Annotated in this window: 11 protein-coding genes; 3 read left to right on the top strand and 8 right to left on the bottom strand. The window is 58.1% G+C overall.

What is annotated here, in order from left to right; all coding sequences use genetic code 11:
- Nucleotides 1-195: 195 nt before the first annotated feature.
- The 3 genes from D3M70_RS23200 to D3M70_RS23210 all read right to left on the bottom strand — a co-directional run bounded on the left by D3M70_RS23200 (nucleotide 196) and on the right by D3M70_RS23210 (nucleotide 3,826).
- The gene (locus D3M70_RS23200; RefSeq protein WP_120127956.1) at nucleotides 196-1,560 is read right to left on the bottom strand and encodes an aspartate aminotransferase family protein; all 1,365 of its coding nucleotides are present in this window, start codon (nucleotides 1,558-1,560) and stop codon (nucleotides 196-198) included.
- Nucleotides 1,561-1,629: 69 nt separating this feature from the next.
- Nucleotides 1,630-2,988 carry a glutamine synthetase family protein gene (locus D3M70_RS23205; RefSeq protein WP_120127957.1) on the bottom strand — a complete coding sequence of 453 codons (1,359 nt, stop codon included), beginning with the start codon at nucleotides 2,986-2,988 and terminating at the stop codon, nucleotides 1,630-1,632.
- Nucleotides 2,989-3,037: 49 nt separating this feature from the next.
- Complete coding sequence (locus D3M70_RS23210) at nucleotides 3,038-3,826, bottom strand: gamma-glutamyl-gamma-aminobutyrate hydrolase family protein (RefSeq protein ID WP_120127958.1); 789 nt, start codon at nucleotides 3,824-3,826, stop codon at nucleotides 3,038-3,040.
- Nucleotides 3,827-4,104: 278 nt separating this feature from the next.
- Between D3M70_RS23210 and D3M70_RS23215 the strand changes: the two genes are divergently transcribed.
- Both D3M70_RS23215 and D3M70_RS23220 read left to right on the top strand, forming a co-directional pair.
- Nucleotides 4,105-5,481: a glutamine synthetase family protein gene (locus D3M70_RS23215; protein WP_120127959.1), complete on the top strand. Its 1,377-nt coding sequence runs from the start codon at nucleotides 4,105-4,107 to the stop codon at nucleotides 5,479-5,481.
- A 162-nt stretch (nucleotides 5,482-5,643) separates the two neighbouring features.
- Entirely contained in the window at nucleotides 5,644-6,279 is a 636-nt protein-coding gene (locus tag D3M70_RS23220) for a TetR/AcrR family transcriptional regulator (protein WP_120127960.1), read from the top strand.
- A gap of 163 nt (nucleotides 6,280-6,442) precedes the next feature.
- On the opposite strand, the gene D3M70_RS23225 is transcribed toward D3M70_RS23220, so the two are convergent.
- The 5 genes from D3M70_RS23225 to D3M70_RS23245 all read right to left on the bottom strand — a co-directional run bounded on the left by D3M70_RS23225 (nucleotide 6,443) and on the right by D3M70_RS23245 (nucleotide 10,913).
- Entirely contained in the window at nucleotides 6,443-6,658 is a 216-nt protein-coding gene (locus tag D3M70_RS23225) for a molybdopterin-binding protein (RefSeq protein WP_062379390.1), read from the bottom strand.
- A gap of 50 nt (nucleotides 6,659-6,708) precedes the next feature.
- Entirely contained in the window at nucleotides 6,709-7,521 is an 813-nt protein-coding gene (ssuB, locus tag D3M70_RS23230; protein WP_120127961.1) for an aliphatic sulfonates ABC transporter ATP-binding protein, read from the bottom strand.
- Nucleotides 7,518-8,306, bottom strand: coding sequence for an aliphatic sulfonate ABC transporter permease SsuC (ssuC, locus tag D3M70_RS23235; RefSeq protein WP_120127962.1), 789 nt, complete (start codon nucleotides 8,304-8,306; stop codon nucleotides 7,518-7,520). The genes ssuB and ssuC overlap by 4 nt, the downstream gene beginning before the upstream one ends.
- Before the next feature lie 27 nt (nucleotides 8,307-8,333).
- Nucleotides 8,334-9,299 (bottom strand): sulfonate ABC transporter substrate-binding protein, encoded by a 966-nt coding sequence (locus D3M70_RS23240; protein ID WP_120127963.1) that lies wholly within the window; start codon nucleotides 9,297-9,299, stop codon nucleotides 8,334-8,336.
- 279 nt (nucleotides 9,300-9,578) lie between these two features.
- On the bottom strand, nucleotides 9,579-10,913 hold the full coding sequence (locus tag D3M70_RS23245) for an OprD family porin (RefSeq protein WP_120127964.1): 1,335 nt from the start codon (nucleotides 10,911-10,913) through the stop codon (nucleotides 9,579-9,581).
- Nucleotides 10,914-11,724: 811 nt separating this feature from the next.
- On the opposite strand from D3M70_RS23245, the gene tauA reads away from it, so the two are divergent.
- On the top strand, nucleotides 11,725-12,702 hold the full coding sequence (gene tauA / locus D3M70_RS23250) for a taurine ABC transporter substrate-binding protein (protein ID WP_120127965.1): 978 nt from the start codon (nucleotides 11,725-11,727) through the stop codon (nucleotides 12,700-12,702).
- Nucleotides 12,703-12,729 lie beyond the last annotated feature (27 nt).

Genomic DNA, 12,729 nt, shown 5'->3' on the forward strand with positions numbered 1-12,729 from the left:
AAGCAGAGCGGCCTGCCTTATTGCATAACTTTCAAAGATTTCATCTGCACGCAAATACCCTCGCCCTCCGAACCCTCATCCGTCGACCTGGATGAACACCGTCCCTGTAGCAGTCCGGCCGGGCGGCGTTCCGTTTGCCGGCGGTGACGTTCTTGACACCGCTACCGCCGGCAAGCCGTGCTGCTACAGAGGGTTTCACTTCTGCAACTCGGCCAACGTCAGGTCCAGGCATTTGCGTGCTTTTTCCACCAACTCATCGATCTCGGCAAAGCTGATGACCAGCGGTGGCGAGATGATCATCGTGTCACCCACCGCCCGCATGATCAGTCCGTTATTGAAGCAGAACGTTCGGCAGATCATGCCCACACCTCGATCGACGTAACGCTCGCGAGTGGCTTTGTCTTTCACAAGCTCAATGGCACCAAGCATGCCGACGCCACGAACTTCACCCACCAATGGATGATCGCTCAACTCACGCAGACGTTTCTGCAAGTATGGTGCCGTTTCCGATTTCACTCGCTCGACAATCTTTTCCTCACGCAGGATCCGGATATTTTCCAGACCTACCGCGGCCGCTACCGGGTGACCGGAGTAAGTAAAGCCGTGGTTGAAGTCGCCGCCTTCGTTGAGCACTTTCACCACTTCGTCGCGTACGATCACGCCGCCCATGGGGATGTAGCCCGAGGTCAGGCCCTTGGCAATCGTCATCAGATCGGGCTTGAGGTCATAGAAATCGCTACCGAACCACTCACCGGTGCGGCCAAAGCCGCAAATCACCTCGTCGGCGACGAACAGAATGTCGTATCTGGCGAGGATCTCTTTGATCTTCGGCCAGTAGGTTGCCGGCGGAACGATCACGCCGCCCGCGCCCTGAATCGGCTCGGCAATGAACGCACCGACGTTGTCTTCGCCGACTTCCAGAATTTTCTTTTCCAGTTGCTCGGCAGCCCAGACACCGAACTCGTCCGGGGTCATATCGCCGCCTTCACCGAACCAGTACGGCTGCGCAATGTGAACGATGCCCGGGATCGGCAAGTCGCCCTGCTCGTGCATGTAGGTCATGCCACCCAGGCTCGCGCCCGCAACGGTCGAGCCGTGGTAGCCGTTGATGCGGCTGATGATGACTTTCTTGCTCGGTTTGCCTTTGACCGCCCAGTAGTGACGAACCATGCGCAGCACGGTGTCATTGCCTTCGGAACCGGAACCGGTGAAGAACACATGGTTCATGCCCTGCGGCGCAATCTCGGAAATGGCCTTGGCCAGCTGTAACGCGGGCGGGTGAGCGGTCTGAAAGAACAGGTTGTAATAAGGCAGCTCACGCATCTGCTTGCTGGCCGCATCGGCCAGTTCGTCGCGACCGTAACCGATGGCGACACACCAGAGGCCAGCCATCCCGTCGAGAATCTTGTTACCTTCACTGTCCCACAGATAAACGCCTTTGGCGTTGGTGATGATGCGCGGGCCTTTCTCTTTGAGCTGCTTGAAGTCGCTGAACGGCGCGAGGTGGTGATCGTTGCTCAAGGCTTGCCATTCGCGGGTTTGTGGATTGTTGGAACTCATGAACCACTCCATTGACTGGGTATCGCGTGGAAGGCGCCACGGGCCTGGCCGGGCCCGTGGCACCTGGCTTCAGACGGCGAAGAGCAGGAATTCCCGCTCCCACGAGCTGATCACACGCTTGAAGTTTTCGTGCTCGGCGCGCTTGACCGCGACGTAGCCGGTCACGAACGTCTTGCCGAGGTATTTCTCGACGGTCTTGCTGTTCTCCATCCGCTCCAGCGCGTCTTCGATGGTCAACGGCAGGCGCAGGTTGCGGCGTTCGTAACCACGCCCCACCACAGGTGCGCTCGGGTTGAGGCCCTCGACCATGCCGATGAAGCCGCACAACAGACTCGCGGCAATTGCCAGGTACGGGTTGGCGTCGGCCCCCGGCAGGCGGTTCTCAACACGGCGGTTCTGTGGCCCGGCATCCGGCACGCGCAGCCCGACGGTGCGGTTTTCTTCGCCCCATTCCACGTTCACCGGGGCCGAGGTGTCCGGCAGGAAGCGGCGGAACGAGTTAACGTTGGGCGCGAACAACGGCAACAGCTCCGGGATCAGCTTCTGCAGACCTCCGATGTGCTGCAGGAACAGCTCGCTCATGGTCCCGTCTTCATTGGAGAAGATGTTCTTGCCGGTCTCGATGTCGACGATGCTCTGATGCAGGTGCATGGCGCTGCCAGGCTCGCCGGTCATGGGCTTGGCCATGAAAGTCGCCGCCACGTCATGTTTGAGCGCGGCTTCACGCATGGTGCGCTTGAACACCAGAATCTGGTCGGCCAGCGACAGGGCATCACCGTGACGGAAGTTGATTTCCATCTGCGCCGTGCCGTCCTCGTGAATCAGGGTGTCGAGATCCAGATTCTGCAGCTCGCACCAGTCGTAGACGTCTTCGAACAACGGGTCGAATTCGTTCGCCGCTTCAATGGAGAACGACTGGCGCCCGGTTTCCGGACGGCCCGAGCGGCCAACCGGTGGCTGCAGCGGATAGTCGGGGTCGTCGCTGCGTTTGGTCAGGTAGAACTCCATCTCCGGCGCCACGATCGGCTGCCAGCCCTGATCGGCGTAGAGCTTGAGCACCTTTTTCAGTACGTTGCGCGGCGACAGCTCGATCGGATTACCTTGCTTGTCATAGGTGTCGTGAATCACCTGCGCAGTGGGCTCGATAGCCCAGGGCACCAGATACACCGCGTTCTGGTCAGGACGGCAGAACATGTCGATGTCTGCGGGATCCAGCAACTCGTAATAAATGTCGTCTTCGACATAGTCCCCGGTCACGGTCTGGAGCAATACGCTTTCCGGCAAGCGCATGCCCTTTTCGGCAATGAACTTGTTGGTCGGAGAGATCTTGCCACGCGTGATACCGGTGAGGTCGGAGATCATGCACTCGACTTCGGTAATCCTGTGTTCTTTCAACCAATCGGTGAGCTGGTCGAGGTTGGTACTCATAAATACCTCAGGGGTTTCAATGTCCTGAACGCCTCATGGCGATCAGGCGTTATTTGGACGCATCGGCGTCGCGTTGTCTTGCTCGTTTTCGACAGGCATCGCCAAATGCCTGGAAGATTGAAAAATAGTCGGGGTTTTGCGTGACTTGCCACTCCGGATGCCATTGAACGCCTAGGGCGAATACATCGGCTGTAGCAAAAGGCGCGCCCGGTGGAACCGAGATCGCTTCAATCAGACCATCCGGCGCTGTCGCTTCGACCCGCAAACCCGGGGCGAGACGCTCGACGCCCTGCCCATGAATTGAATTGACACGAATTTCCTGCGCAAGCCCCAGGCCGGCTAAAACGCCGCCCGGCTGAATCCGCATCGGATGGCTGGGAGCGTACTGAATTTCAACGGGTTCGTTGTCTGGCTCACGATGATCCATGAAGGTTCCAGTCTCGTGAACCTTCTGGTGCAGGCTACCGCCAAATGCCACATTCAGCTCCTGAAACCCGCGGCAAATACCCAGCACAGGCACGCCAGCAGCCACAGCGGCGCGAATAAGGGGTAAGGTGGTGGCGTCGCGTGCAGGATCGTGAGCAGTGCCCGGCGCGCTGGCGGGACCGCTATAGTGATAGGGTTCGACGTTGGAAGGAGAACCGGTGAAGAGCAAACCATCGACCACCGAGAGGATATCGGCCGGATTGATGAGCTCTGCCAGTGACGGCAGAATCAGCGGCAGGCCCTTGGCAGCAACGGCAACTGCGCGGACGTATTTGTCACCACTGATGTGATAGGCATGCGAGCCGATTAGCTGAGTGCAGGCGGTGACGCCGATCAGCGGAAGGCGAGACATGTGACCCCCGGTATTATTGCTGTTATGGGTTGCGACCGAGCTTAGCGTTGTTCATTTTTTTACACAACAGGGCCGTAAAAAATAAAACACGCCCCGCTCAAGATCGCAGTTCCCGCCTCCTCCAACGGCCTAAAATTCGCCCTAAAGTGCGGCAAAAACGCCCTCGCGGCGCCGTTTTAGGGCAAAACAGGCCTCTCTTGACTTCATCAAGGGTTTCGGATTGACTGAAACCCGTAATGCTCGATGATTGATATTTTCAACAACAAAGGTGTTGCATCATGTCGGTACCCCCGCGTGCCGTTCAGCTCAACGAAGCGAACGCGTTCCTTAAGGAACATCCTGAGGTTCTATACGTTGACCTTCTGATTGCAGATATGAATGGAGTGGTGCGCGGAAAGCGCATTGAACGTACCAGCCTCCATAAGGTTTACGAAAAAGGCATCAACCTCCCAGCTTCTCTTTTCGCACTGGATATCAATGGCTCGACGGTGGAAAGCACCGGTCTGGGTCTGGACATCGGTGACGCTGACCGAATCTGTTATCCAATCCCCGACACTCTCTGCAACGAACCGTGGCAGAAGCGTCCTACCGCTCAACTGCTGATGACCATGCACGAACTGGAAGGCGAGCCGTTCTTCGCCGACCCTCGTGAAGTGCTGCGTCAGGTGGTGGCCAAGTTCGACGAGATGGGTCTGACCATCTGCGCTGCATTCGAACTGGAGTTCTACCTGATCGATCAGGAGAACGTGAACGGTCGTCCACAGCCTCCACGCTCGCCGATCTCCGGTAAACGCCCGCACTCGACACAGGTCTACCTGATCGACGACCTCGACGAATACGTCGATTGCCTCCAGGACATTCTGGAAGGTGCGAAAGAGCAAGGCATCCCTGCCGACGCGATCGTCAAGGAAAGCGCCCCGGCGCAGTTCGAAGTGAACCTGCACCACACCGCCGACGCGCTGAAAGCCTGCGACTACGCGGTCTTGCTCAAGCGACTGATCAAGAACATCGCCTACGACCATGAGATGGACACCACCTTCATGGCCAAGCCTTATCCAGGCCAGGCGGGTAACGGTCTGCACGTCCACATCTCGATCCTGGATCGCGATGGCAAAAACATCTTCACCAGTGAGGATCCCGAGCAGAACGCCGCATTACGTCATGCGATCGGCGGTGTGCTCGAGACCCTACCGGCGCAGATGGCGTTCCTTTGCCCGAACGTCAACTCGTATCGCCGGTTCGGTGCTCAGTTCTACGTGCCCAATTCGCCTACCTGGGGTCTGGATAACCGTACCGTTGCGGTTCGTGTGCCAACCGGCACCGCCGATGCCGTACGTATCGAGCACCGCGTCGCCGGTGCAGACGCCAACCCGTATCTGTTGATGGCTTCGGTTCTGGCGGGTATTCACCACGGTTTGACCAACAAGGTCGAGCCTGGCGCGCCGGTCGAAGGCAACTCGTACGAGCAGCATGAACAAAGCCTGCCGAACAACCTGCGCGATGCATTGCGCGAGCTCGATGACAGCGAAGTCATGGCCAGGTACATTGATCCGAAGTACATCGATATCTTCGTTGCGTGCAAGGAGAGTGAGCTGGAGGAGTTCGAACACTCCATCTCCGACCTTGAATACAACTGGTATCTGCACACCGTGTGACGGCTGTGTGAAATAAAAAGAACGCCCCTGAACCGCTAGGTCAGGGGCGTTTTTTATTTTAGACGGTGTAGGAGCGCGCTTGCCCGCGCGCTCCTACACCGAATGCAATCTGCACAATGACCTCGCGTACAATGCGCCAGACCTGAACCCAGAGACGCTTCGATGACCCGCCCCGCCACTCCACGCAAACCCCGCGCACGCAGCCAGGCACGGATCGATTCGATTCTCGATGCCGCACGTGCGCTATTGGCGTCCGACGGCGTGGCGAGTCTGTCGATCTACAGCGTCGCCGAACGGGCGCAAATCCCGCCTTCTTCGGTTTATCACTTCTTCGCCAGTGTCCCGGCCTTGCTCGAAGGCCTGACCGCAGACATTCACGGGGCTTTCCGCCAGAGCCTTCAACAGCCTATCGATCACGCACAGCTCAATCACTGGCACGACCTGTCGCGTCTGGTCGAAACCCGCATGCTCACGATCTACAGCGAAGATGCTGCCGCTCGCCAGTTGATTCTTGCGCAGCACGGCCTGACCGAAGTGACACAGGCCGACCGTCAGCACGACGTTGAGCTGGGCAACCTCATGCACGAATTGTTTGCCAGGCATTTTCAGCTTCCGGCCCTGCCAGACGATGTCGAAGTCTTTGCGCTGGCCCTTGAACTCGCCGACCGTGTCTACGCCCGTTCGGTGCAACTGCACGACGCGATCACTCCGCGCATGGCCGAGGAAGGCCTGCGGGTGTTTGATGCGTATCTGGGCCTCTACCTCCCGCCGTTTTTGCCCAAGCGCGCCGAAGCCTGATCACCGCAAAACGATTCGCGCTTGCCCGCGATTGCGGTGTATCCATCGCCATTGATGTATCTGACCCACCGTGTCGCAGGCAAGCGCGCTCCTACAATGCCGGGTCCCCAACGTCAAAACCCCGAAGGGTTCTCACCCTCCGGGGTTGTTCACAGCGCATCGATCACAACTTGGCGATCGACACCTCGGTGGACTTCACGAATGCGATCACTTCGCTGCCGACCACCAGTTCCAGCTCCTTGACCGAGCGGGTGGTGATAACGGAAGTGACGATACCCGACGCCGTCTGCACGTCGATTTCGGACAGTACGTCGCCGGTAACGATTTCCTTGATGGTGCCTTTGAACTGGTTACGAACGTTGATGGCTTTGATAGTCATGGTAGCGCTTCCTTTGTGAGATCAGTTCCGGGCGCAAGATTGCGCCCGATTCAATTGGCCCAACGCAATTGCGTGGGCAGGGGTGAAGTCGGTTCGGGCTCGGGCGGTGTGCCGGGTAACGACAACACACGGTTGAGCACTTCGGTTTCCAGCGCAGCCAGCCGATGCGAGCCGCGCGCTCGAGGCCGCGCCAGATCGACCTGCAGATCCAGACCGATGCGGCCCTCTTCAATCAGCAAAACCCGATCAGCGATGGCAACGGCCTCGCTGACGTCGTGCGTCACCAGCAGCACCGTGAAACCGTGCTTCTGCCAAAGACGCTCGATCAATTGCTGCATTTCAATCCGAGTCAATGCATCCAGTGCGCCCAAAGGCTCGTCCAGCAGCAAAAGACGCGGTTGGTGAATCAATGCTCGCGCCAGCGCAACGCGCTGTTTCTGGCCGCCAGACAAAGCCGCTGGCCATTCATTGGCACGCTCTGCCAGACCGACCGCATCCAGTGCTTCCAGCGCCTTGTCACGCCAGTCACCACCACTGAGGCCCAGACCGACGTTGTCGATGATCTTCTTCCAGGGCAGCAGTCGCGCCTCCTGGAACATCAAACGCGTGTCTTCGCGGGCATCTGCCAGAGGCGCAGAGCCTGCCAGCAACTGGCCGCTCGACGGCTGATCAAGGCCAGCGAGCAAGCGCAACAACGTGCTCTTGCCGCAACCGCTGCGGCCGACGACAGCCACGAATTGCCCGGCCGGAATGTGCAGGTCGATGTCTTTGAGCACTTCCCGCGAGCCGAAGGTCTTCTTCAGCTTGCGTACTTGCAAGGGGATCCCGCGCAACAGGTTTGCCGGTTGTTGGAGATTGCTCATCGCGCGCCACCTTTAGCCACTTGATACGCTGGGTGCCAACGCAGGCAGACCCGTTCCAGACCTCGCGCAGCCAGGTCGGCCAGCTTGCCGAGCACGGCGTAAAGCACGATGGCCAGCACCACTACATCCGTCTGTAGAAACTCCCGGGCATTCATCGCCAGATACCCAATGCCGGAACTGGCCGAAATCGTTTCGGCGACGATCAACGTCAACCACATGAAGCCCAGCGCAAAACGCACGCCAACCAGAATCGAAGGCATCGCACCCGGCAGAATCACATGCCGGAACAGCCCAAAGCCGGACAAGCCGTAGCTGCGCGACATCTCCACCAGCGCCGGATCGATGTTGCGAATCCCGTGATAGGTGTTCAGGTAAATAGGGAACAACGTGCCCAGTGCCACCAGAAATATCTTCGCGCTCTCGTCGATCCCGAACCACAGGATCACCAGTGGAATCAGCGCCAGATGCGGCACGTTGCGAATCATCTGTACCGAACTGTCGAGCAGACGTTCGCCCCACTTCGACAACCCGGTGATGAAACCCAGCGCCAGGCCGATTCCGCCGCCGATGGCGAAACCAATCGCCGCACGCCAGCCGCTGATCGCCAGATGCGTCCATATTTCTCCGCTACGCACCAGTGTCACGCCCGCTTCGATCACCGCACTCGGGGCCGGCAGAATCCGGGTGGACAGCCAACTCGCGCTCACCGCCAGTTGCCAGACCGCCAACAACAAGACCGGTAGCAGCCAGGGCGCCAGCCTGTGAGTGAATCGTTCTACGCTCATGGAGTTGTCTCCTCTCAAGGCCGGGGCTTACTGTGCTTTCGCGACAGCAGCGGGTGGCGTCCAGATCACATCGGCGATGCTGAGCGGTTTGGGTATCAGCTTGAGCTGGTAGAACGTGTCGGCAATTTTCTGCTGCGCGGCGACGGTTTCAGGGGTGATGAACAACGCCCCGTAACCCTGGCGCTTCACTGAAGTGCGCGTGATGTCTTCCGGCAGGCCCAGCAATGGGGCGACTTGTTGAGTGACCTCTTCCGGATTGGCCTTGGACCACTCACCTACCGCGCGAACCTCTTCGACCAGGGTCTGAATCACTTTGGGATGCTGTTGCGCATAAGGCTTGGTCGCCAGGTAGAACTGGTTGTTGTCGACGATGCCTTTGCCATCTCGCAGCGTGCGTGCCTGAAGCTGCTGCTCGGCGGCGGCCTGGTACGGGTCCCAGATCACCCAGGCATCGACGCTGCCACGTTCGAACGCAGCGCGGGCATCGGCGGGCGGCAGGAACACGGTCTGGATATCGGTATATTTCAGGCCTGCTTCTTCAAGCGCACGCACCAGCAGGTAGTGAACGTTGGAGCCTTTGTTGAGAACGACTTTCTTGCCCTTGAGGTCTTTGACCGACGTGATCGGCGAATCCTTGGGTACCAGGATCGCTTCGCTGGTCGGCGCAGGCGGCTCGGAAGCCACGTAAAGCAGATCGGCGCCAGCGGCCTGAGCAAAGACGGGAGGTGTTTCACCGGTCACGCCGAAATCGATGGAGCCCACGTTCAAGCCTTCAAGCAATTGAGGGCCGCCAGGGAACTCGGTCCACTGCACCTGCACGCCCTGATCGGCGAGCTTCTTTTCCAGCGAGCCTTTGGCCTTGAGCAGCACCAGAGTGCCGTACTTCTGGTAACCGATGCGCAGCGTATCGGCTTGAGCCTGAGTTAGAACGCCAAAGGACACTGCCGCAGCAAACAGAGCGACCAGGCCTTGACGCAAAATGACAGTGCGCATGGCACGCTCCTTTGCTTGTAGCTATCAGGTGGCACCTGCTTGTCCGATGGCGGACCAGTAAGGTGTTCGGGGGATTCATAGCTGGCGATCTCGCCAGGACGCAGAGACCTTAACAGGGCTTTGTTATTCTCTAAAATCATATTTATTCATTTGGTTAGCACCGAAATGAATAAGCAACCAGTGATCATCGGATTCTCGACGGATCGAGCCTGAGAGGTGTTTTTCAGGCATAAAAAAACCCCGCCGAAGCGGGGTTTTTTCAACTTAACAACTCAACACTTATTTGAAAGCGTAGGTGTAGTTGAAGATCAGACGAGTCTGGTCCTGGTCTGCGATACCGGTGGCATCGCCACGGTAGTTGGCACGACGCAGGGTAGCGCCGAAGCCCTTCAGAGGACCGTCCTGGAACACGTAGTCGATACGCATGTCACGTTCCCACTCGGACGAATCGCCGCCAACGCCGTTGGTAGCCTTGATGTCGGTACCGTGCAAGTAAGCGAACGCAGCCTTCAGGCCTGGAACACCAACGCGTGCGAAGTCATACGAGTATTGGCCGAAGGTGGTGTTTTCACCGGCACGGGCAAACTGGTTGATCATCGAGTCAGTGAACAGGTAGAAGCTCGAACCACCCTCACCTTCCGGACGGTTGTTGCCGTCACGTACCGAACCCTGGTTCAGCCAGACCATACCGCCGTCATCATTCACACGCTGGTGCCCGAGCATGAGCGCGTGGCCGCCGAGGGTGTAGGTGAACATCGCAGTCCAGGTTTTGTTATCAACTTCGCCAGCGTGCTTGGCATAGCCGCCGTTGTTGTTGAAGCCGTAGCCCGAAGCGCCCTGGCCGTTCTTGCCGTCGGAGCTGCTGTCGAAGTAACGCAGGTCAGTCTTGAACGACTGGTCGTCGCCGATCGGCAGGACGTGTACCAGACCCAGGAAGTGCTGCTTGTAGAAGTCTTCCAGGTTGGCGTAGTAATACTGCACGGTCAGGTCTTTGGTGACTTTGTAGTCAAGACCGCCGAATACGAAGTTGTTCGAATCGCGGGTTGCACCGTTGACCGACAGACCGGAGTAGTTGCTCGAAGCACGAGCAGCCTGGTGCTCCAGCTTACCGCCGTTGAAAGTCAGGCCGTCGATTTCCTTGGACTGGATGGTGCCACCGCTGAAGGTCTGTGGCAGCAAGCGGCCGTCGTTCGCGACCAGGATCGGCAGGTTAGGCTGCAGAGCGGTACCGATTTTCAGCTCGGTCTTGGAGAACTTGGCCTTGGCGTTTGCACCGCCACGAGCCCAGTCCGCTACAGCCGAACCGTCGCTGTCGCTTGGGAAGAAGCTGTTGCTGTCAGGGTGACGACCTTTACCACCGTCAAGGTGCAGACCGTACATGCCCTGTACGTCCAGACCGAAACCTACGGTGCCTGGGGTGTAGCCGGAGATGAAGTTGAACAGCAGACCTTCAGCAGCTTCGCGCTGGTCGGCACCGCCGTCACGGTTGTCGTTTTCAAACCACATGGTACGGGAACTGATGGTTGCCTTGCTGTCTTCCAGGAAACCAGCTGCACCAGCCTGAGCGGCCATTACGCTTACAGATACGGCCAAGGCCAGGGTGGACTTCTTCATTGTGTTTCGCTCCTCTTGAATCTAATTTTTGTAGTTCGTTGGCCATGTGCCGGGAGGCTCAAGACCGCGGATGCGCGATTAGCGCCGGACCGGACTCAGAGAGTCAATGGACCCGAGACTAAATGACTAGACCGCGCTTCCCACTGGCTGCAAGTTAAGGAAAATCCTTTAAACCTAAAAAGACTTTGTGAGCCTGCCTTTATGCCAAGCAGTTATATGTCACAAGCCGTTTCAGCCGTCCGTTGCGGAGTGTATCGGCGTCTTAACCTAATTCCCAAAAAATATTTCTACTCCGTTCGTCAGATCGATAAGTTTTGGCAGATCGTATGACCGGAACCAGACCGCTCAGTCACTGTCGGCCTGTGAAACAAGATGAGAATTAGAGATATAAGCCTTTGAAAATGCACAAATTGACGGCCGAGTAGACCGATTTATTACGGTTGTCACCCTGCTACCCGTCGCTTTCTCGTCACTGTGCGGAATGTACTTGTCAGTTAACTGGTAAAACCCGGCTACGCTGGATGCGCCGCAGAAATCCATGACGACGATGTCGGTAGCCTCTATGGAAGCCTGATTCCTGACGGCGAATACACCCTTCATGTCGAGCGGCCAAATCCTATGTGCAAAATGTGACAGTTCGGTGAACGGTCGTCGGTGGTCACCACTTTTCGTCTTTCAGCTATTTTTCCGCGCAGGGCATCCACGAAATGCCCTCTAAGCTAATTCTAAAAAGTTATTTATTTTCTATTTTTTAGATCAATTACGCTTCACAGCATCCAGTCCCCGGCCTGCCTTGCTTCGGAGCGTCCCCATGAAACTGCTCAACCCTGTTCGACTACTGGCCGCGCTTTCGCTGGCCGGATCTGTGCTGCTTGCACAGGCAGCGGACTTCACAGTCGCCTATCAGACCACCGTAGACCCGGCCAAGGTTGCCCAGGCTGACGGCGCCTATGAAAAAGCGACGGGTTCAACGATCTCCTGGCGCAAGTTCGAGAACGGCGCGGACGTCATCACGGCCATCGCTTCGGGTGATGTGCAGATCGGCTATCTCGGATCCAGCCCGCTCACCGCTGCTGCGACTCGCAAGCTGCCCGTTGAAACCTTCCTGATCGCAACCCAGATCGGTGCCGCAGAAGCGCTCGTTGCGCGCAACGGTTCCGGCATCAATGGCCCACAGGATCTGATCGGCAAGAAGATCGCCGTGCCTTTCGTATCCACCGGCCATTACAGCCTGCTCGCGGCACTGAAGCACTGGAACATCGATCCTGCGAAAGTCACCATTCTCAACCTCGCCCCACCCGCTATTGCGGCGGCATGGAAGCGCGGCGATATCGACGCGACCTACGTCTGGGACCCGGCGCTGGGTGTGGCCAAGGAAACCGGCAAAGTGCTGATTACCTCGGGAGAGTTGGCCAAGGTCGGTGCTCCGACGTTCGACGCCTGGATCGTGCGCAAGGACTTCGCTGAAAAACATCCCGAGATCGTGACGGCGTTCGCCAAGACCACCCTCGATGCCTATGCGGATTACCGCAAAGACCCTGCTGCGTGGCTGGCCAACAGCGGCAACGTCGACAAGCTGGTGAAACTGTCCGGCGCCAAGGCGGGCGACATCCCAGGTCTCTTGCAGGGCAACGTTTATCCCCTGGCGTCCGATCAGGTGAAAGAGCTGGGCGCACCGACCACCGACGCTATCGGCAAGACTGCCGCGTTTCTCAAGGAACAGGGCAAGGTCGATGCCGTTCTGGCGGACTACACGCCTTACGTCAGCGCGAAGTTCGTCACTCAGTAAACAGGGGCATGGCGCCTGACTCAGACG

It is taken from the genome of Pseudomonas sp. LS-2 (assembly GCF_003605735.1).
Classification (GTDB): Bacteria; Pseudomonadota; Gammaproteobacteria; order Pseudomonadales; family Pseudomonadaceae; genus Aquipseudomonas.